At 28.9% G+C, this 22,474-nt stretch carries 21 protein-coding genes; 13 read left to right on the forward strand and 8 right to left on the reverse strand.

Annotated elements, in window-relative coordinates; translation table 11 throughout:
* Positions 1–14: 14 nt before the first annotated feature.
* The 8 genes from C4S77_RS02530 to C4S77_RS02565 form a co-directional block, all read right to left on the reverse strand.
* Positions 15–2,030: a fumarate reductase/succinate dehydrogenase flavoprotein subunit gene (locus tag C4S77_RS02530; protein WP_181042784.1), complete on the reverse strand. Its 2,016-nt coding sequence runs from the start codon at positions 2,028–2,030 to the stop codon at positions 15–17.
* A 30-nt stretch (positions 2,031–2,060) separates the two neighbouring features.
* A complete protein-coding gene (locus C4S77_RS02535) occupies positions 2,061–2,747 on the reverse strand; it encodes a succinate dehydrogenase cytochrome b subunit (protein WP_105245855.1) in 687 nt (228 codons plus the stop codon).
* Between the two features lie 194 nt (positions 2,748–2,941).
* A complete protein-coding gene (locus C4S77_RS02540; RefSeq protein WP_105245857.1) occupies positions 2,942–3,790 on the reverse strand; it encodes an energy transducer TonB in 849 nt (282 codons plus the stop codon).
* A gap of 17 nt (positions 3,791–3,807) precedes the next feature.
* Positions 3,808–4,347: a biopolymer transporter ExbD gene (locus tag C4S77_RS02545; RefSeq protein WP_105245859.1), complete on the reverse strand. Its 540-nt coding sequence runs from the start codon at positions 4,345–4,347 to the stop codon at positions 3,808–3,810.
* 26 nt (positions 4,348–4,373) lie between these two features.
* Complete coding sequence (locus C4S77_RS02550; RefSeq protein WP_105245861.1) at positions 4,374–4,985, reverse strand: ExbD/TolR family protein; 612 nt, start codon at positions 4,983–4,985, stop codon at positions 4,374–4,376.
* Between the two features lie 79 nt (positions 4,986–5,064).
* On the reverse strand, positions 5,065–5,880 hold the full coding sequence (locus C4S77_RS02555; RefSeq protein ID WP_105245863.1) for a MotA/TolQ/ExbB proton channel family protein: 816 nt from the start codon (positions 5,878–5,880) through the stop codon (positions 5,065–5,067).
* Positions 5,881–6,073: 193 nt separating this feature from the next.
* The gene (coaD, locus tag C4S77_RS02560) at positions 6,074–6,535 is read right to left on the reverse strand and encodes a pantetheine-phosphate adenylyltransferase (protein ID WP_105193653.1); all 462 of its coding nucleotides are present in this window, start codon (positions 6,533–6,535) and stop codon (positions 6,074–6,076) included.
* A gap of 22 nt (positions 6,536–6,557) precedes the next feature.
* Positions 6,558–7,538, reverse strand: a complete 981-nt coding sequence (locus tag C4S77_RS02565; protein ID WP_105245865.1) for a D-alanine--D-alanine ligase — start codon at positions 7,536–7,538, stop codon at positions 6,558–6,560.
* Between the two features lie 165 nt (positions 7,539–7,703).
* Here C4S77_RS02565 and C4S77_RS02570 point away from each other — a divergent pair, with 165 nt between their 5' ends.
* The 13 genes from C4S77_RS02570 to C4S77_RS02630 all read left to right on the forward strand — a co-directional run bounded on the left by C4S77_RS02570 (position 7,704) and on the right by C4S77_RS02630 (position 22,465).
* Positions 7,704–8,690, forward strand: a complete 987-nt coding sequence (locus tag C4S77_RS02570; RefSeq protein ID WP_105245867.1) for a PASTA domain-containing protein — start codon at positions 7,704–7,706, stop codon at positions 8,688–8,690.
* A 5-nt stretch (positions 8,691–8,695) separates the two neighbouring features.
* Complete coding sequence (locus C4S77_RS02575; protein WP_105245869.1) at positions 8,696–9,745, forward strand: RluA family pseudouridine synthase; 1,050 nt, start codon at positions 8,696–8,698, stop codon at positions 9,743–9,745.
* A 99-nt stretch (positions 9,746–9,844) separates the two neighbouring features.
* A complete protein-coding gene (kdsA, locus tag C4S77_RS02580; RefSeq protein ID WP_105193657.1) occupies positions 9,845–10,663 on the forward strand; it encodes a 3-deoxy-8-phosphooctulonate synthase in 819 nt (272 codons plus the stop codon).
* 74 nt (positions 10,664–10,737) lie between these two features.
* On the forward strand, positions 10,738–12,099 hold the full coding sequence (hemN, locus tag C4S77_RS02585; protein WP_105245871.1) for an oxygen-independent coproporphyrinogen III oxidase: 1,362 nt from the start codon (positions 10,738–10,740) through the stop codon (positions 12,097–12,099).
* Positions 12,100–12,905: 806 nt separating this feature from the next.
* Positions 12,906–13,625 (forward strand): hypothetical protein, encoded by a 720-nt coding sequence (locus tag C4S77_RS02590; protein WP_105245873.1) that lies wholly within the window; start codon positions 12,906–12,908, stop codon positions 13,623–13,625.
* A 42-nt stretch (positions 13,626–13,667) separates the two neighbouring features.
* A complete protein-coding gene (locus C4S77_RS02595) occupies positions 13,668–14,390 on the forward strand; it encodes a hypothetical protein (RefSeq protein WP_105193660.1) in 723 nt (240 codons plus the stop codon).
* A 38-nt stretch (positions 14,391–14,428) separates the two neighbouring features.
* Complete coding sequence (locus tag C4S77_RS02600) at positions 14,429–15,130, forward strand: hypothetical protein (protein WP_105245875.1); 702 nt, start codon at positions 14,429–14,431, stop codon at positions 15,128–15,130.
* Positions 15,131–15,181: 51 nt separating this feature from the next.
* Positions 15,182–15,901, forward strand: a complete 720-nt coding sequence (locus tag C4S77_RS02605) for a hypothetical protein (RefSeq protein WP_146106016.1) — start codon at positions 15,182–15,184, stop codon at positions 15,899–15,901.
* Positions 15,902–16,020: 119 nt separating this feature from the next.
* Complete coding sequence (gene bshC, locus C4S77_RS02610) at positions 16,021–17,604, forward strand: bacillithiol biosynthesis cysteine-adding enzyme BshC (protein WP_105245879.1); 1,584 nt, start codon at positions 16,021–16,023, stop codon at positions 17,602–17,604.
* A 92-nt stretch (positions 17,605–17,696) separates the two neighbouring features.
* The gene (locus C4S77_RS02615) at positions 17,697–19,205 is read left to right on the forward strand and encodes a PBP1 and LysM peptidoglycan-binding domain-containing protein (RefSeq protein ID WP_181042785.1); all 1,509 of its coding nucleotides are present in this window, start codon (positions 17,697–17,699) and stop codon (positions 19,203–19,205) included.
* 34 nt (positions 19,206–19,239) lie between these two features.
* Positions 19,240–20,124, forward strand: coding sequence for an ACP S-malonyltransferase (gene fabD, locus C4S77_RS02620; RefSeq protein WP_105193665.1), 885 nt, complete (start codon positions 19,240–19,242; stop codon positions 20,122–20,124).
* A 405-nt stretch (positions 20,125–20,529) separates the two neighbouring features.
* Positions 20,530–21,225 (forward strand): ABC transporter ATP-binding protein, encoded by a 696-nt coding sequence (locus C4S77_RS02625; RefSeq protein WP_105245882.1) that lies wholly within the window; start codon positions 20,530–20,532, stop codon positions 21,223–21,225.
* Positions 21,226–21,235: 10 nt separating this feature from the next.
* Positions 21,236–22,465, forward strand: coding sequence for an ABC transporter permease (locus C4S77_RS02630; RefSeq protein WP_105245884.1), 1,230 nt, complete (start codon positions 21,236–21,238; stop codon positions 22,463–22,465).
* Positions 22,466–22,474 lie beyond the last annotated feature (9 nt).

Genomic DNA, 22,474 nt, shown 5'->3' on the forward strand with positions numbered 1-22,474 from the left:
TTTTACAGGTTATTTTATTTATAATTTCTTGCTGCAATTTTAATATATTTATAATTCAACTCCTCTTTATGAAGAATTTCTTTATTTATATCCTCTCCATTATATTCCCAAGCAGCTACATATGAATATTTTTCATCATCACGAAGTGTTTCTCCTTCTTCTGTTTGATATTCTGTTCTGAAATGCCCTCCACATGATTCGTTCCTATTTAAGGCATCCATTGCCATTAATTGTCCTAATTCAAGAAAATCTGCTACTCTTCCTGCTTTTTCTAATTCTAGATTAATGGTTTTATCTGAACCCGGAACTTTTACATCTTTCCAAAACTCTTTTCGCAATTCTTCAATTTCAACAATTGCTTCTTTAAGACCTTTTTCATTTCTAGCCATACCCACTTTATTCCACATAATTTTACCTAATTGCTTATGAAAATAGTCTACTGATTTAGTTCCTTTATTATTCAAGAAAAATTCTATTCTCTCTTTTACATGCTTTTCAGCTTCATCAAACTCCGGTGTATTCGTACTAATTTCTCCAGTTCTAATTTCATCAGCTAAATAATCTGCCATGGTATAAGGTAACACAAAATAACCGTCTGCTAAACCTTGCATCAATGCTGATGCTCCTAATCTGTTAGCCCCATGATCGGAAAAATTAGCTTCTCCTGCTACAAAACATCCTGGTATAGTACTCATTAAGTTATAATCTACCCAAATACCTCCCATAGTATAATGCACAGCCGGGTAAATTTTCATAGGGGTTTCATAAGGATTATCACCTGTAATCTTTTCATACATGGTAAATAAGTTCCCATATTTAGCTTCAACTACCTTTTTCCCTAATTTTATAATCTCTTCTTCAGAAGGATTATGTATATCTAATTCGTTAACTTTTTCTTTTCCATATTTAACAAAAGAAGCTGAAAAATCAAGATATACCCCCTCTCCTGTCGCATTGTTTTCAATTCCGTATCCTGCATCACATCTTTCTTTAGCTGCTCTTGATGCAACATCTCTTGGTACTAAATTTCCAAAAGCAGGATATCTTCTTTCTAAATAATAATCTCTATCTTCTTCTTTTATCTCTGTAGGTTTTAACTTTCCAGCTCTGATAGCTTCAGAATCTTCTTTTTTCTTTGGTACCCATATACGTCCGTCATTACGTAATGACTCTGACATTAGAGTTAATTTAGACTGTTGATCTCCATGAACTGGTATGCAAGTAGGGTGGATTTGTGTAAAACAAGGATTTGCAAATGCTGCTCCTTTTTTATGTATTTTCCAAACGGACGTACCGTTAGACCCCATAGCATTGGTGGACAAGAAAAATACATTTCCATATCCTCCTGAAGCTATTACTACAGCATGAGCAGAGTGTCTTTCTATTTCACCGGTAACTAAATCCCTTGCAATAATTCCTCTTGCTTTTCCATCTATAATTACAATTTCCAACATTTCATGTCGGTTGTACATTTGAAGACGACCTTTACCGATCTGTCTATTCATAGCTGAATAAGCTCCTAATAATAATTGTTGTCCGGTTTGCCCTGCTGCATAAAAAGTTCTTTGTACCTGAGTTCCACCAAAAGAACGATTATCTAATAATCCTCCATATTCTCTCGCAAATGGAACACCTTGAGCTACACACTGGTCTATAATTGCACCCGATACTTCTGATAATCTATATACATTAGCTTCTCGTGCTCGATAATCTCCTCCTTTAATAGTATCATAGAAAAGACGATATACACTATCGCCGTCATTTTGATAATTTTTTGCTGCGTTAATTCCTCCTTGTGCAGCAATTGAATGCGCACGTCTTGGAGAATCTTGATAACAAAAGGCTTTTACTTTATACCCCATTTCTGCTAAAGAAGCTGCAGCTGAGCCTCCTGCTAATCCTGTTCCTATAACAATTACATCTATTTTACCACGATTATTGGGAGCAACTAAACGCATGTGGTCTTTATGATTTTTCCACTTTTCATGGATATCTCCTTCTGGAATTCTTGGATCTAATTTTATACTCATAATCGAACTTTCTTAATATTAATAAAACTACTAAATTAAACTATTGCCTTTTAAGTAAAAATAAATTGCTATTGAGGCAAATCCGATAGCAATAAATATAAAGTAGGCTTTTCCTACTATTTTTATAACTGGAGTATAAATACTATGATTAACTCCTACTGATTGAAAAGATGATGCAAAACCATGACTTAAGTGTAATCCTAAAAATATAAAAGCTACCACATAGATTAATGTATATATAGGACTTTTAAAAAGTTCTGTAACCAATAAATAATCATCTTCTACACTTCCAAACTTAATCGGTAAAAAATAATTATATAAGTGTAACACCAAAAAAACCAGAATTAATAATCCGGTATATATCATGGTTCTTGAATTAAATGGTGTATTAGCGGAAAATTGATTAATTGCGTATCTTTCTTTTCCTCTAGCTTTTAAATTTTTACGGGTTAACACAATTCCTAAAATAATGTGATAAATAAAACCGAAAGCTAAAACAAACTGCATAATCTGAATTAACGGATTAGTAGCCATAAAGTGTGAAGCTTGGTTAAATATCACTTCTTCTTTAGGTAATAAAGTTCCCTCACTATCTGTATTACCGGCAAATAATGTTAAATTAAGTCCTAAATGCACCAATAAGAAAATCATGAGAAAAAAACCTGTCAAAGCCATCATAAATTTCCTTCCAATCGAGGAAGAGTAAAATCGAGTCATATTATTTCAATATTTTAATTTGATAGCAAATTTAAAAAAATACAGAGGTTCATGTGTATGACAAATGTCAGATTTACTACTTTTAGACTATTTCTAAATAATTTAATTATTATTTTAGACCTACTATATGTAAAAAATATAAAAACTGTATCTATTTAAAGAAACAGTTTTTATAAATAATTTTAATTAAAATTTTATTGAGGTGGGATTCTAAACACAACCGGAAATCTAAATATAGATCTAACAGTTTTACCGTTCACCATGGCAGGCTTCCATTTTTTAGTTTGTTTAATAACCCTTACGGCTTCCGCTCCACATCCATCACCAATATCTTTAACAATACTAACTTGGGAAACAGAACCATCTTTTTCTACCACAAATTTTATCATTACACGTCCCTCAGTATTCCTATCTATAGCTCTTGAAGGATACTCTATTCTACTGGCAACAAATTTCCGTAAAGATTCAATTCCACCGGGATATTGAGCTTCCTGTTCAACATCTCCGTCAAAAATTCTATTATCATTAACAGGTGGGGTTACCGGAGGAGGAATAGACGCCGCTGGAACATCATTTTGCTTACCATGAGCAATAGCTGCATCACCTGTTCCTTTACCGTCTTTATTTTCTAATCCAAGAGCTTTATCTTTTGTTTCCTGTACTTGAGGAACGGTTTCTTCTTTTACTACAACTTTCTTAGGTTCCGGCATTACCATCTTAACTTGAGCCACTTCATCCTGCTGTGGAGGAGGTGGAGCTTTAGGTTCTTCCGGCTTTATTTCTACCACATCATCTTTTTCATCAGGAGGATTTAAATCACTTAAATTTACTTTTACTGCTTCTTTAGATTTTTCATTCGATTCTGCTTCCTTTCTATTATAAACGTATAATAGCAATATGAACAAAATAAAAATGGCTGCTCCTATAAAAAAAGCTTTAGTAAGATAGCCTTTTTCATTATTTCTCAGTCTGTAAGCTCCGTAATTTCTATTTTTATGTTCAAATATTATATCGTCTAATGACTGTAAATGCTTATCTGACATTTCATTACTTTTTATAGTTAATTTTTAACTTTCTCAATATACACAGATTTTTCTGTTGAAGAAAGATCTTTAATTCCGTATCTAGTAGAATTCGTTATTTCCATCTCATCCAAAATATCAACTAGATTTTTATAATTAGAGTCATCCGTAGGTTTAATAATTATAGTAAACTTATCCGGATCTGCCTCTTTCTGAGCTCTCAATATTTCTTTTCTTATTCCTTCTTTTGAATAATTAGTTTCTATTAAATTTGAAGGACTTAAATCTTTAAGTTCTTGTTGATGCCAAAAAACTTTATCTTTTTTTCCTAGAATTATAGTAAACGAATTTTTAATTTTAATTTCAGGAATATCTTTTGGGGGAATTTCTACCTTGGGTGGCATATTTAAATGCATAATATTGGGCTTACTAAAAGTGGTTGTAAACATGAAGAATGTTATAAGTAAGAAACCTAAATCACACATGGGAGCCATGTCTACATTAATACTCATTTTTTTAGATCTTACTTTCCCTCCGCCTTTACCTTTACCACTACTTGTGTCTACGCCTGCTGACATTTTATTAATTTTTAGTTAACATTAATTTATTCTGGTTTACTTTCTGAAGCAGTAATCAATTGAAATTTATTCATATTCTTATCTTGTAAACGATTCATCAAATTTTTAAATTTAGGATATTGGGTTTTTACGTCACCTCTTATACCTAAATCTAAAGAATCATTTGAATCTTTCGCAATCTTTCTAGCTTCAAAAACCCAATCAGTAATTTGCGGATTCAAGCTATCTCCGGGAATTCCCGGAACATTCATTCTTTCTCTGACATTTTCAGGAGCATTTAAATATTCCTTTAAGTTTTGAATAGGTACGCCAAAATCATTGATTTTCTTAAACTCATTTTTCTCTTTTTGGGTAAATTTAATGTTATATTTTTTTCCTATAGCTTCTAATAAAGGAATTCTATATTTTTCTTCATCCATAGAAAAATAATATTTCCCATCTTTTGTCATAGATATTCTCATAACTCCATGATCTTTTATTTTGATCTGTGATATGGAAGATGGAGGATCAATGGTTACGGTTTCTTTAGTTTTAAATTGAGTTGTCAATATAAAGAAAGTCAGTAATAACCACGCCAAATCACTCATTGGCGTCATGTCTATATGTATACCTTGTCTCTTTGGTTTTACTCTTGCCATTTTTTTATTATTTATTTATAAATAATTTTAAATATTAATAATATGTTTCTTAATTGTATTAAGAAATTATTATTTATTATTAATGGTGAGAAGCAAAAGACTGTTGTATACTTAAACCTACTTCATCAATTTTAAAGGTTAATGTATCTATCTTAGAGGTAAAGAAATTATACATAATAATTGCTAAAGCTGAGGTACCAATTCCTAAAGCTGTGTTTACAAGAGCTTCTGAAATACCTACAGATAATGCAGCTGCATCTGGTGATCCACCGCCATCTCCTAAAGCAAAGAAAGCTTTAATCATCCCGATTACTGTTCCCATCAAAGCTACTAATGTACCTATTGAAGCAATAGTTGCTAAAATAGTCATGTTTTTTTCTAACATAGGCATTTCTAGAGTTGTAGCTTCTTCTATCGTTTTATTTAAAGATGCTAATTTTTGTTCTTTATTTAAAGTGGTATCATTAGCTAATGCTTTATAAGAAATTAGCCCTTCTTTTACCACGTTTCCTATAGATCCTTTCTGTTTATCACACAAAGAAATAGCATCGTTTATTTGGTTTTTATCTAATAATTTTCTAATTTCGTTTACAAACCTGGTCAAACTTCCGGTACCTTCTGCTTTTCCAATAATAAAAAATCTTTCTATTGAAAATACTAAAACCATTAATACAAAAGAAATTAGAATAGGAACAATAATTCCTCCTTTATGAATAATACCCATAAAATTTGATGGTTTTCCATCTACTGTTTCTCCTTGAAAGTTCCCTTTTGCTCCAAAGAAAAAGATATATATTAATATACCTAGAGCTATTAAAATTAAAATTGTTATAAACGGATTTAAGCCTCCAGTTTTTCTAGCTGAATTTGTTTGAGTTAATTGTTGTTTTTCCATTTGATATAAAATTAAATTTTTGAATATTTTTCTTCTTATTTATTAATTATATTAATTTGCATTCTTTTATTTGGCTTCCTCTAAAAAACAAAAACGTTAACCTTTTTTTAACTTCAAGATTTATGCCAAGACTTACGAAATAGCCTTTTATTCCCATAAGGATAAATATAAAATATAACTAAATTGTTTTTTTTTATATTCTTACTGGTTTTGGCACTAAAATTTCATAATGTCCTTTGTATTTCATAATTTCTCTAACAATACTTGAACTTATAAAAGATTTTCCTGAGGAAGTTAAAAAAAACACTGTCTCTAAATTTTTATTTGCTAAGGTTCTATTGGTATGAGCTATTGCTTTTTCAAATTCAAAATCTGCAGGATTTCTAAGTCCTCTAATTATATATTGAGCTTTTTTTTCAAAACAATAATCGATGGTCAATCCTTCAAAATGATCCACTTCTATATGGGGAAAATGCTCTACAGTTTCTTGTATCCATTGCATCCTTTTTTCTAATGGAAACATATATTCTTTATTTGAGTTATTTCCTATTGCTACGATAATTTTATCAAATAATGGTACTGCTCTTTCTATTATATCAAAATGCCCCAATGTTATAGGATCAAATGAGCCTGGAAACACAGCAATTTTTTCCATATATATAATTTAATTTTCAAATTTATTTATTAAATCTATGCAAAGCCAAGTTTATTTCATTATCCAATAAGTCAGAAAAATTATATCCAGCCTCTTTCACTTGTTGAGGGAATATACTTGCAGGAGAACAGCCAGGTGTTGTATTTATTTCTAAAAAATATGGAATTTCGTTTACTATTATAAAATCTAATCTTGAAAATCCTGTCATATTTAATAATGTATAAATACGAGCTGCCATTTCCTTTATATTTTTATTTTCTTGACTGCTTAGCTTAGCAGGAGTTATTTCTTCAGATGCTCCTAAATATTTAGCCTCATAATCAAAAAATTCATTTTTTGAAATAATTTCGGTGGTATTGATTACCAATACCTTTCCTTGATAGTTTATAACTCCTACTTGAACTTCTTTTCCATTCAAGTAACTTTCTATTAATATTGAACTATCTTCTTCAAAGGCTTTTTGAACTGCAGGTAAAAAATCTTCAATGTTTTTTACTTTAGATACCCCTAAACTTGATCCCGATTGATTGGGTTTGACAAAACATGGTAATTGTAACTTGTCAACTATTTCTGTCGGATTTATATTTTCTCCTTTGTTTATATAAATGGAGGAAGCCATGGGTATATTATATTTTTTTAAAACAGAAAGTGTGTCTTTCTTATTAAAAGTTAGGGCTGAATTATAAAATGAACAGCCTGAATACGGAATTTCTAATAATTGCCAATAAGCTTGCATTAAACCATCTTCTCCCGGAGTGCCATGTATTGTATTTAACAAAACATCAAAATGAATTTTACTTCCATTTAAATTAAAACTAAAATCACCTCTGTCTATAGGATATAATGTGTTTTCAATAGAGACCCCCCACCCTTCTTTTAATATAATTACTTTAAATACTTCATATTTCAATTTATCAATCTGACTATAAAAATATTCTCCACTTTTCAGTGAAACATTACTCTCATCGGAGTATCCCCCCATTACAATTCCGACTTTCAACATAAGAATTTATTATATTATTAAAAAATAGATTTATTTAAAATTATTGTATAATCAAATAATGTGATGAATCATTATTTTCTATTGCTACACAAAATTAAACATATTTTTAACTATTAAACCATATTATTTTTATTTATTTATATATTTGCTTAGTAAAAAGCATATATGAAAATATTAAAATTCATAATTTCCTGGCAATTCTGGGTTAGTGTTATAATAGTTATCGCCATTTCATTTGTACTATTACAAGGTACTTTTCTTTGGTTGAATGCATATACTAATCATGGAGTTCAAGTAGAAGTTCCTAATTTAAGCAACCTTAATTTAGAACAAGCTATAGTCAAACTCGATGAAAGTAATTTGGAATATGAAATTGATACTTCAAAATATGATCCTAAATATAAACCATACCAAATATTAGATATATATCCATTAGTAGGCTCTAATGTTAAGAAAGGAAGACGTATTTTTATCCGAGCAAATGCAAAAACTTGGAAACCTGTAGTAGTTCCCAATATAATAGGCAAATACAAATATCTAGCTTTCAGTCAATTAGATTTAGTTGGTTTAAAAGTTTCCGATACTATCTATGAGCCTAATTTAGCTGTAAATACAGTTATAAAAATTTTATATAAAGGAAAAGAAGTTCAACCGGGCGTAACTTTACCCAGGTTTTCTCCTTTAACTATAGTTTTAGCAAAGGGGTTGGCTAAAAATGTTTCTGTGCCTAGTTTTATTGGTTTGGATGAAACAACAGCAAAAGGAATGATTACTGAAAATTTATTTTCGGTAGGTTCTATAATTTACGATGATCCTGAAGATAAAGGCAATGCCCGAGTTTATTATCAGGTTCCTGTACCTTCTTCCACATATGACCAAGGTCAGGCAATAGATCTATACTTAAGTTCTAAACCTCTTGAAAAATTAAAAGATAAAATTAGAAATTTAGATCAAACATTTAATAGACGCTTTATTAATGATTCTGATTCTTTAAATTTAAGTAGCCCCGTTAATGAATTTGAAAATAGTCCTTCCACTCATAATAATACAACTAATACTCATAATTCCGAAACCAATACTTCTCCTCCTCCCCCTAAAACAAATACATCTAGAGAAGAACATAGAAGACCCAACCGAGTTATTATAGAGTAATAAATATGGGAGATACAATAAACTTAATACCAGAGGTTGATACTGATGAAATGTATGAACACTATAAGTTTGTAGTTGATAGGGGTCAAAATTCTATGCGTATTGATAAGTATTTGGTAAATTATATTGAAAATTCTACTCGCAATAAGGTACAACAAACTATTAAGGCAGATAACGTTCTAGTCAATAATTCCCCTGTTAAATCCAATTACAAAGTAAAACCCAATGATATAATCTCCGTTGTTTTAGCTCATCCTCCTAAAGAAACCAATATAATTCCTCAAAATATACCTTTAAATATTGTATATGAAGATGAAGATTTACTTGTTGTAAATAAAGAGGCAGGAATGGTTGTGCACCCTGGTTTTGGCAATTTTGAAGGAACATTAATTAATGCTTTAGCCTATCATTTTAACCAACTTCCATATTTTCAGAATGATTTAGATAAACGTCCGGGTTTGGTTCATAGAATAGATAAGGATACTTCTGGATTATTGGTCATAGCTAAAAATGAATTTGCTATGAACTTCTTAGCTAAACAATTCTTTAATAAAACTACACAACGTGTATATCAAGCCTTAGTATGGGGTAATTTTGAAGAAGATGAAGGAACTATAACCGGACATATTGGAAGAGATATAAAAGACAGAATGCAAATGTCTGTATTTCCTGATGGTACGCATGGAAAACATGCTGTTACTCACTATAAAGTTTTAGAAAGATTCCGTTATGTCACTTTGATAGAATGTACTTTAGAAACTGGAAGGACACACCAGATTAGAGCACATATGAAATATATCGGGCATATTTTATTTAATGATGCCAGATATGGTGGAAATCAGGTATTGAAAGGGACTACTTTTAGTAAATATAAACAATTTGTTGAAAATTGTTTCCAAATTATTCCTCGTCAGGCTCTACATGCAAAAACTTTAGGATTTATTCATCCAACAACAAAAAAAGAAATGTTTTTTGAGGTGGATTTACCTGAAGATATGCAAAAAGTTTTGGAAAAATGGAGAACTTATATAAATTATTCATCGCTATCTGAATAGCTATTACAATGTATTAAAAAACCATCTAATTTTAAATCAAAATATTTTGGTAACTTTGTAAGTGTATACATACCTATAAAATACTCATTAAGATTAAAGATGAAAAATAGTTTATATAATATACCAAAAATAAAAAATACTGAAACAAATAATTTCGTACTTATAGCCGGACCATGTATTATTGAAGGAGAGCAAATGGCAATGGATATAGCCGGTAAAGTAATAGAAATAACCAACAAGCTAGGGATTCCCTATATATTTAAGGGATCTTTTAAAAAAGCCAATCGGTCTCGTGTAGATAGTTTTACAACTATTGGAGAACAAAAATCCTTAGAAATACTTAAAAAAGTCGGTGATTCTTTTCATATTCCTACAACTACAGATATTCATGAAAATCAACATGCTGCCTGGGCTGCTCAATACGTAGATGTTTTACAAATTCCTGCATTTTTAATTCGCCAAACTGATTTATTAGTAGCAGCAGCTAATACTGGAAAATACATCACATTGAAAAAAGGTCAGTTCCTTTCTCCGGAATCCATGCAATTTGCAGCACAAAAAATTAAAGATTCTGGTAATAATAATTATGCTATTATTGATAGAGGCTCTTCCTTCGGATATCATGATTTAATTGTTGATTATCGTGGAATTCCAACCATGAAAAAATTTGCTCCAGTACTTTTAGACGTAACTCATTCTTTACAACAACCAAATCAAATTTCTGGTGTAACCGGTGGTCGCCCAGATATGATTGAAACCATTGCTAAAGCAGGTATTGCTGTAGGTGCCGACGGTATATTTATAGAAACTCATCCTAATCCTGGCAAGGCTTTATCTGACGGAGCCAATATGTTGCAATTAGATTTATTAGAAGATCTATTGGAAAAATTAGTAAAAATCAGAAAAGCTATTTCTTAAATTTATAAAGTATTCTTTAGGTTTATATTCTTTACTTATTATTAACGTTAAGTGATGATATTGACTAATTTAAAATGTTAAACTATTTAATTAAAAAATATAATGTTCCTGGTCCGAGATATACCAGTTACCCTACGGTTCCATATTGGGACTTAGAAGGATTTTCTACAGAAAAATGGATAAATACCTTAAAAAAATCTTTTTTAGAAAGTAATTCAAAAGAAGGGATCAGCCTATATCTACATCTTCCATTTTGTGAAAGTTTGTGTACTTTTTGTGCTTGCTATAAGAGGATAACCAAACAACATAATGTGGAGCTTCTTTATATTGAAGCTATACTAAAAGAGTGGAATTTATATATAAATCTACTTCCAGAAAAACCTATTATCAGAGAATTGCATTTAGGGGGAGGAACTCCTTCCTTTTTTTCTCCTAAGAACCTTAAATTTTTAATTGAAAATATTTTATCTAAAACAAATATTCATCCTAAAAAAGAATTCAGTTTTGAAGGACATCCAAACAATACTACCCATGAACATTTACAAGTATTATATGATTTAGGTTTCCGAAGAGTCAGCTTTGGGGTACAAGATTATGACTTACAGGTGCAAAAAGCTATTCACAGAATACAACCTTTAAAAAATGTGAAACAAGTTACAGAAACTGCCCGAAAAATTGGTTATGAAAGCATTAGCCATGATTTAGTTTTTGGTTTACCCTTTCAAAATTTAGACAAAGTCATTAATACTATTAAAATAACTGAAACGCTACAACCTGACAGAATTGCTTTTTATTCTTATGCTCATGTTCCCTGGATTAAAGGAGTTGGACAAAGGGGGTTTAAGGAAAAAGACTTACCCAGTGGAGAAGAAAAAAGAAAACTTTATGAGAAAGGTAAAGAATTATTAGAAAATATGGGATATTCAGAAATAGGAATGGATCATTTTTCACTAAAAAGCGATTCTCTTTATCAATCGATGATTCATAAAAAAATACATCGAAATTTTATGGGGTATACTTCATCTTCCACTCAAGTGATGATCAGTTTGGGGGTTTCCTCTATTTCTGATAGTTGGTACGCTTTTGCTCAGAACGTAAAAACTTTAGAAGAATATTATCAAAAACTGGAAAATAATGAATTACCTGTATTTAAGGGACATATCCTTACTAAAGAAGATTTGTTTATAAGAAGGCATATATTAAATATCATGTGCCTATTGGAAACACATTGGCAAAATTCTATTTTACAAGAAAATTTTCCTGAAATAATAGATAGACTTAAAGAATTTGAAGATGACGGATTATTAACATTAAAGGATAATCAAATACTAGTTAAAGAAGAAGGAAGATCTTTTATAAGAAATATATGTATGGCCTTTGATTTAAGAATGATGAGAAAAGCTCCGGAAACTAAACTGTTTTCAATGACAATCTAAAATTTATTTATTTTAAAATAAATTTTAAAACAAGTTGAATTTAAATTAAAACCTTAATTTTCATTCCAAAAAATTAAATCAAACATAAATTTTACGCTTCACTAAATTCTTATACATTTTCATTAATCATTATTGTGCTTAATTAGTTCTACTTTAAATATTTTTTATTAAAAAAAGCATAAAAAATTAAAATGTTTTTTTACCTCATTTAGACTTGCTAAAATTGAAATTTTAAAGATTATTCATATTTGTATATAGTATTTATCTGAGGAATATAGACCTATTCAAAATATTTTTTATTTTATCATATAATAATTAAAGTTTGTTATATTATATAAAAATAAATAAAATCGCATTATATTCTATTTATAAACCATAACTATTTTTTTTATTATATAAATCAATTAATACACATATAGTACACATACAACAATAATAATATAAAACAAATATAGAATACTTAAAAATAATATAGTATAAATTAATAACCAAACTACTTTAACACAAAAATTAAAAAATAATATTAAAAAAAATATACACATTTAATATAACATTTAACCTTTTTTCATATTTATTGAATAAATTATTTGGTTTGTAATAAATTAATTTATAAATTCACATGCTGAAATTTTTGAAATACAACATTTCTAAACTAAAGCATGATTTAACTAAATAAAATAAGACAGATAAATCAAAGCTTTGTTAATGAGTGTTTTATGATGTAAATTAAATAACGAGTAAAAAATATAATAATTAACACTACTAAACTCTGTTATAAGATAATTTTATTAATTTAATATATAATTATGAAAAGAAGTTTAGTTGCTTTAATTATGCTGTTTAGTATTTCATTTTCGGGAAATGCCCAGGTAGGTGTAAATACTAACACTCCTATGGCTACTTTACATATCGAGAACCTGCCCTCCTCAGCTACTGTTGCCGAGGGCATATTAATACCTCGTGTAACAGTAGCTGATCTTGATGCTCAAGATTCTAAGTACCAAAATGATCAAAATGGTTCTTTAGTTTTTGTAACCGACAATTCTATGGGGACTCAAGGAAAAAAAACAAGTAATATCAATGGAAGAGGTTTTTATTTTTATGATGCAAAATCTTCAAAATGGGCTTCTGCAACCCCTTCTTCTAACGGATATGGAGATAGTGGGAGCTTTACCGCGACTCCAATTTCATTTGATCTAGTAAAAACAAATCCTACAACTTTAAATTTAAATAGCTATGTAAATGATTATAACTATTTTGAATTTAATAAAGATTCAGCACCAGTGGATGCTAAAGCTGAAATTTATAATATAACATTTCCTTCAGCTCTAGTTTTTAAAAATAAAACTATATATTTCTTCTCTAGAATACCTGACAGTAAAAACGGAGGTGTACGTTTTACTAATGTCCCTTCAGAATTTATTAACTCAAATAACCTTGGGTTAAGTGGAAATGCATCAATTCGTCTTTATTCAGATGGAACCAGATGGTATTTAATGTCTGGAAATTTTTATGTCAATCATTAAAAAATAATTTTTCCTTTATTATAACTTCTAAAAATTGAATTAATGAAAAAAATTATTCTATCAATATTTATTTTAGCCGGAATTTCTTTTGCTAGTAATGCTCAGATTTTAATTGGTGATGATGGAAATACAACCAAAGCCCATGCTAATCTGGAAATAGTTAAATCAAAAAATACAGATAACATACCCAGTGGAATTTTAATTCCGCGTCTTACTGTAAGTTTTCTTGAAAATAATGAAATTGCTAAATTATATGGAGCAAATCAAAATGGGGTATTAATATTCGTTTCTGATAGTCCAGGGAATAGTTCTATAACTAGTAATATTACCAAACCTGGATTTTATTATTTTGATGCTACTCAAAATAAATGGTTTAGTATAGATGCTAACAATTATGGAAAAGGAAATTTTAAACCTATTCCGGTTAAAATTACTTTAAGTCCCGGAATTACATGGAATAACTGGAAATCAAATACACCCGAAGGAAAACCTTACAGTAATTATAATTATTTTGAATTTCAAGGAACAGTTGATGATACTACTAAAATTTATATGCCGGATCCTTCTGTTTGGCCAACAGGTGCTACTATCTATATAAGAAATAATACGAATGGAACAATTGGATATGATAATATAGATCCAAAAAATTTTGTAGCTAATACTTTAACAAACCATTTTGAACAAATTCCCAATAGTGCTACTCATCAATTATATTCCGATGGTACAAGATGGTATCTTATGGGAGGGACTGCTTCGGATTTATAAAATTTAATATTAATTTTTATTATTTAAAAGATAAAAATATGAAAAAAAATTTCTTACTTATGACATTATTGCTTACTATGTGTATAATGGGAAAAGCACAAATAGGCATTAATCAAAATTCGCCGATGGCCAATTTAGATATAAAAGCATCTGTCACCCCTACTTTTGCTGAAGGTTTATTAATTCCTAAAGTAAGTGTGAGCTTATTAGATGCTATGTCTTCGCGTTATAATCAAGATCTGGACGGCGTTTTGGTAAATGTTACACAAATTACGAATTCTACAGATTCCAAAACAATTGATATTAAAAATGTAGGATTTTATTACTATGATCAACCTCAATCTAAATGGAAAAGAACCGATGTAAATCTAGGTAATGGTAGTTTTACACCCAACATTATTAAAATGGCAGTATCTAAAAATACAAAATGGAGCAATTATGTAAATTATAATTATTTTGAATTTTATGAGGATGGTAGTTTTAATAGTACAATTAACATGCCTGCTCCTAATGTTTTCGCAAATAAAACCATTTATCTTAGAAATAATGCCGGAGGTAATCTAATGCTAGATTGTACCGATAAGACAGATTTCCCAGATACCATCAATCCGGACAATTCTGTAACTCAAAACATCGGTTTAGGCGGTTTATTATCCTATTCTTTATATGGAAGTTCCGCAATTCAAGCCTATTCTGACGGAAATAGATGGTATCTTATGTCAGGTCAAAAGACTTTCTAAACAATAATTTTACAAATTAAAAATAAATTATAATTATTTAACAAATAAATTATGAAATCAAAAATATTTAAACTTTTTTTATTATTAACATTATCCATGACCGAAATCATAAATGCTCAAATTTCAGTCTATAATGCCCCTGATACCAAAATTTCAGAAACTAGTTATTTTTTTGATGCTTCTCTTACTGAAGGTTTAAATAACCCAAATTTAGGTAGACTATTTGGATTTCCTGGAATAGATTTGACTAGATTTAAATTTGATGTCGATAATGTAAGGGGTAAGGTTTATCCCTCTTTCTATGATGGGGCATTAGTATTTAATAAAACCCCCGGAACAACTGTTGATGGTATTCCTACTGTAGTAGGAAGAGGTTTTTATTTCTTTGATAACCCAAAAGGTAAAAATATAACTAATGGACAATGGATAAGATTAGGTGGTACTGATTATTCTTCTAACGCTCCAAACGGAATTATAACTAGTAATACTATAGATGGAAAACCTATTTATAGTTATAAGAGTACCTTTACACAAAAAGCAGGGGAAACTAAAACTGAATTTGATCTAACAGTACCAACCGGAATCACAGGGTTATTTAAAATTACAATTTATAACACAGACCCCAGTGTAAACTACTATACAAATAGTGTTTACTCCTTAACTATGGACGCTAATAGTAGTAATACAGTCAAATTGGTAACAGGTGTTCCTCATATTTCTATAGTATATCCTGAAGGTACATATAATTATATATTAGAATATTTAAAATAACCTAGTTATTTTGCTTATAATAAAAAAATGACTTCTTTCCGAAGTCATTTTTTTATATCTTATTCTGAATCGTTTATTTCTTATTTCTGACTTTCAGTTTTTTATTGTAAATTTGCTAAGTGAGAAATCGTATTAATATTGCAGAAATACCTGGTATCTCCCCTACAATTAAAGATTACCTTAACCTTGGGGAATCGCTTGCCCCATATTATAAAAGAACCCTTTCTTTTGATAATTTATTAATACAAGCTAAAGATAAACTATCTTCCTTTTCTTATAGGAGTGAACTCTCTGAAGAGTTATACAATCAACACAAAAATTTAGATTTATCAGATAAACAAAAAGAAAATTTATTAAAAATATCCCAAGACTATACAGTGACCATAACTACCGGTCATCAATTGAACTTAATGTCCGGACCTTTATATTTTATCTATAAAATTTTGCATGTAATAAAACTATGCGATGTTATAAATCGTGATCAAAAGGATTATCATTTTGTTCCAATTTACTGGATGGCTACTGAAGATCATGATTTTAAAGAAATTAATCATTTTTATGTACAAAATAAAAAGTATGAATGGAAGGGCGAACACACAGATTTTGTAGGAGAACTTCCTACCCAAGAACTTAAAAGTGTATTATCCGAATATTATGAGAGCCTAAAATATTTTCCTAAAGGAAAAGAGCTAAGATCAATTATAGAACAATCATATTTTTCTCAGTCAAATTTATCAGACGCCACCCGTTACCTTGTTCATAAGCTATTTAAAGAATATGGTTTATTAATTATAGATGGAAATAGTAAAAATTTAAAAAAACTTTTCATTCCTTGGGTGGAAAAGGATATTAAAGAGCAAAAATCATATCAAATTATTTCTGATACTATTAAACTACTTAAACCTTTATATAAAATTCAGGTTAATCCCAGAAAAATAAACTTTTTTTATCACGAAAATAAAGAACGACATCGAATAGATGAAACTAACGGAAAATATTATATTTTAGGAACTTGTAATAATTTTTCACAAAAAGAAATTTTAAATCAACTGAACGAAAATCCGCAAAAATTCAGTCCAAATGCCTTAATGCGTCCGGTCTATCAAGAAGTTATTCTTCCCAACGTTGCTTACATTGGCGGAAATGCAGAAATATCTTATTGGCTGGAATTAAAAAAATATTTTGATAATCAAAAAATTCCTTTTCCTATATTAATCCCCAGAAATTCATTTTTACTTATTAATGAATCTCAGGAAAGAAAAATGGATATTTATAACTGGAAAGGTAAAAGATTATTTCTTCCTAAAAAAGACATTATAGATTCTGTTGTACAACAAAAATCAGATTTTAAATTTGATTTTCTTAGTTATAAAGAAAGAATACAAAACATTTTTTCAGATCTTTTAAAAGAATCCGAACATACTGATCCTTCCTGGAAAAACATGATCTTAGCCCAACAAAAAAAACAGTTAAATGGACTTAATAAAATCAATACCCGCTTCTATAAAGCTGAAAGAATAAAAAATCACGAACTTATTTCTAACTTTGAGAATCTTCATTTAGAAATATTTCCTCATAGTACATGGCAAGAAAGAATCGAAAATTTTTCTTATTATTATTCTATCTATGGAAAAAAATTCTTTAATTATTTATATAACGAAATTAGTGAATTTGAATCTGTTATGAATATAATAACTATATAAAAAAAATAATTATTTACATTTGCATCAAAGTTATTAAAAAAATGAAAAAATATTTTTTACTATCAATAATATTGCTGTTTAACTCTTTTATAATGGCACAGCAAAAAAAACATATAGTAGAAGCTAAAGAAACTTTATATGGATTAAGCAAAAAGTACCAAATTTCTATAGATGAATTAAGAAAGTCTAATCCTCAACTTAAAGATCGGGCTCCTCAAATAGGAGAAACACTCATAATTCCAGATAAAACTTCTAGCCCTAATCAAAAAAAGAAAGATAACGCTGTAACTACAAACACATCAAATAAATCATTTGAAAAAGATATAGACACATCTAAAGAATTTATCTATATAACTGTAGAACCCAAAGAAACTCTTTATAGGATAAGTAAAAAATATAAAATAAGTATTGATTCCATAAAAAAATTAAACCCTAATATGGACGAAAAAGGTCCTAAAATTGGGGAAATATTAAAATTATATGCAACCACTAATAAAATAAAAAATCAGAATTCTAAAGATTCTGACTCAACTAAATCAAACGCAAAAGAAGATAATGTTGCTATATCTAAATCAACAGTTAATGATAAAAATGAAAATGTTATCAATGTTGTAATGTTTTTACCCTTTCATACTGAAACTACAGAAAAAAATGAAGAAAGAAATATAGCTAAAGAATTTTATTCAGGAGCTTTTATCGCCTTAGACTCGCTAACCAACAAGGGGAGAAAAATTAATGTAAATTTATTGGATAGTGGAGAAGATAATAAATTTAAGGAAACCCTTAATACTTATGATTTTTCTAATACTCAACTAATTATTGGTCCGTTGTTTAAATCAGGAATCATATCTGTTGCCAATAAAATCAAAAAAATACCAATAGTTTCTCCTTTTACTTCTAGTGACGAATTAGATAATTATTCTAATTTAATTCTCTATGACACCAAAGATCAAATTTTAGCAGAAAAGCTAGTAGAGGAAATGATGAAAAAATATTCCGGTGAAAAAATATACATACTATATGATAATGATCATGTTGAGGTAGCACATTATGTAAAATCTTTACTTCTAAATAAAAAGAAAAATATAGAAATTGTATTAACTCAAAAAGCTGAAGATATTAAACCTCAACAAAATTTGGTTACTCAAGAATACAATAAAATTTATTCTATAATAATTTCAGAAGATAACAATTTATTGACAAACTATTTAAATAATATTATAAACTGGAATACTGATCAATTGCAACCTATATCTTTATATTATTCTTCCTTATTTGATAATAAAAAATATAGTGGAAAGTTATTAGATTTCGGACTTATTTATTCAGATACAAAATATGTTAACGAATATGGTTTTAATGAACAAAAAACAATAAATGCATATAAAAAGAAATTTTGTAATACTCCCGGTAAATATGCTATTGTAGGTTTTGATGTAACCTATGATATTTTAAACCGAATGGATAACAATGGAATTTTATATGATAAATATATGAAGAGTGAAGCAAAACAATTAAGCAATAAATATTCTTTTATAAGGATTAAAAATAATGGTGCTTGGGCAAACCAAGGAGCTAGAATCATACAACTTCTTAAATAATAACAATTAATTTATATAAACACAGAAAAATTTAATGAATTCGTTAGTATTTCCTGGACAAGGAACTCAATTCCCTGGTATGGGAAAAGAACTGTATGACAGTAGAACTGATATTAAAGAAATGATGAATTCTGCTAATGATGTATTAGGGTTTGACATTATTAATATTATGTTTAACGGTACGGAAGAACAACTTAAGCAAACTAAAGTAGCTCAACCTGCAATTTTTATTCATTCCATTGCCGCCGCTAAGATTAATGAAAATGCTAGAATAGAAATGGTTGCCGGACACTCTTTAGGAGAATTTTCTGCTTTAGTCGGTAATGGAGTGTTATCTTTTGACAGTGGATTAAAACTTGTGTATGAAAGAGCTTTGTCTATGCAGGAAGCTTGTGAAGAAAATCCGTCTTCTATGGCTGCTATTATAGGACTTCCGGATGAAATTATCGAAAATGTATGCCAAGAAATATCTACAGATAAAAATCTGGTTGTACCGGCAAACTATAATTGTCCGGGTCAATTAGTTATATCTGGTCATACACCTGCTGTAGAAAAAGCTTGCGAAATCTTAAAAGAAAAAGGAGCAAAAAGAGCATTGATTTTACCTGTACATGGAGCATTTCACTCTCCATTAATGCAAATGGCGCAGGATAGACTTGCTAATGCAATTAACAATACCAAGTTTAATACTCCAAGTGTTCCTATTTATCAAAATGTTACAACTACTCCTGTAAAAGAAGTAGAGCAAATCAAAAAAAATCTCATCAAGCAACTCACCCTTCCTGTTAAATGGAAACAAACTATACAAAATATGATTGCTGATAATTGTTCTGTTTTTATTGAAACAGGTCCTGGTAAAACCTTACAAGGGCTTATTAAAAAAATTGATAATTCTGTAGAAGTTTCTTCATTATCTTAATTTAAAATATATAAAAAGCTAACTTTATTAAAAAAGTTAGCTTTTTTATAAAAGAATTCTATCTAACTTCTTTTTCATTTTTATAATTTTTCTTTAAATCTTAAATTAAAATTAATCAAATCAATTAAGTTCTTTTATTACGAAATCTTCCTTCAATTAATTATTTAAAAGAATAAGTTACCTACATAATTTACTCTATACACGTAGTTTCCTTATAATTTTTTAATAAAAATTCATACAAAGTAAATATTTTTAAACCTTTTATACAATTATTACCTATACATTTTTACTAATATTAATTTACGGAATATTTTTTAATAATGTTATTTAAATATTTATAATTTAGATATCTATATGTAACATTTAATAATAATCTTATACAAATTAAGTAATATATAATATACCATGATCTCATTAAAAAATATACAAAAATATTATGACATAGGACACAACAAATTACATGTTTTAAAAGGAATAAATTTAAATATAGAGGAAGGAGAAATGGTAGCTATTATGGGCTCTTCAGGATCGGGAAAATCAACTTTATTAAATATTTTAGGAATTTTAGATTATGCAGATTCAGGGGAGTACATTTTAAATAATGTCACTATAGGAAAAGGATTAAGTGAAAATAAATCTGCAGACTACCGAAATAAATTTTTAGGTTTTGTATTTCAATCTTTTAATCTTATAGGATTTAAAAATGCTTTGGAAAATGTAGCTTTACCTCTTTATTATCAAAAAATTAAACGAACCAAAAGAAACGAAATAGCTAGAGAATTTTTAGAAAGTGTGGGTTTAGGAGATCGTGCAGATCATATGCCAAATGAGTTATCTGGAGGTCAGAAACAAAGAGTAGCGATTGCTCGAGCTTTAGTTACACATCCTAAAGTAATTTTAGCTGATGAACCAACCGGAGCATTAGATAGTCAAACTACCTATGACGTAATGAAATTTTTACAGCAGATCAATAATGAAGGTAAAACCATTCTTATAGTTACTCATGAGTCTGAAGTTGCACAACAATGTAAAAGAATTGTTCATTTAAAAGATGGGATAATTGAAAGTGACGAAATTATTTCTCAAGATGTTTTAATTTAATATATAATCTATGTTTGATATAGATCGATGGCAGGAAATATTTTATTCAATTAAACAAAATAAGCTTAGAGCTTTTCTATCTGGATTTACTATCACTTTGGGTTTATTTATATTTATAATCTTGTTTGGAATAGGCAATGGACTTCAAAATGGTTTTATGTCACAGTTTATAAGAGATGCTACAAACCTTATCAGTATATTTCCGGGAAGAGCTACTGAAGCCTATAAAGGATTACAGGAAAACCGAAATATAACTTTAAAGAATGAAGACTTAAATCTTATTAAAAAAGTTTACAATAAAGAACTTGAATATAAGACATCTGTTATTTCTACATCTGATACCGTACGATATGGTATGGAAACAGGTAAATATCCCATTCAGGGGATCTTTCCTGAAAAACAATATATTGAAAAAATAGTAATGATTTCAGGTCGCTTTATTTCAAAAAATGATATGAATAATGATCAGAAATTTGCTGCCATAGGCAGATTAATAGAAAAAGATTTATTTAAAAATGGAAATGCCTTAGGGAAATATATCTCAATCGGAGGCATAAATTATAAAATTATTGGAGTATTTTCTGACAGTGGAGGAGATAGAGAAGAAAGAATTATTTATGTACCTATAACTACTTTACAATTAGCAAAAAAAAATTCTGATACAATAAATCAGATTGATTTATCCTACAACTCTTCAATGAATCCTCAGCAGGCAATTAAATTAGGAAAAAATATTGAAATGAATTTAAGATCTAAGCTAAAAATATCTCCATCAGATAAATCAGGCTTGTATGTAAGAAACAATGCAGAAAATATGGGTGATACATTTGCTTTTTTTGCTGTCATTTCTTTTTTAGTTATTTTTATTGGATTTGGAACTATTATGGCTGGTATAATAGGCATTAGCAACATTATGGTTTATATTGTTAAAGAAAGAACTAAAGAAATTGGTGTAAGAAAAGCTCTGGGAGCAAAACCATCTAATATAATTGGTCTTATATTGCATGAATCTATATTTATAACTGTTATTTCGGGAATTTTAGGAGTTTTACTAGGCATTTTAACTCTATATTTAATTGGAGATCATTTATCGGATTATTTTATAGTGGATCCATCTGTAAGTTGGACATTAATATTATTTGCAACTTTCTGCTTAATTATTTTTGGAAGTATTGCCGGCTTTATACCTGCTCGTAGAGCTGCTAAAATTAAACCTATTGAAGCTTTAAGAGCAGATTAATATAATAAA

Origin of the sequence: Apibacter adventoris (assembly GCF_002964975.1) — a bacterium.
Lineage (GTDB): Bacteria > Bacteroidota > Bacteroidia > Flavobacteriales > Weeksellaceae > Apibacter > Apibacter adventoris.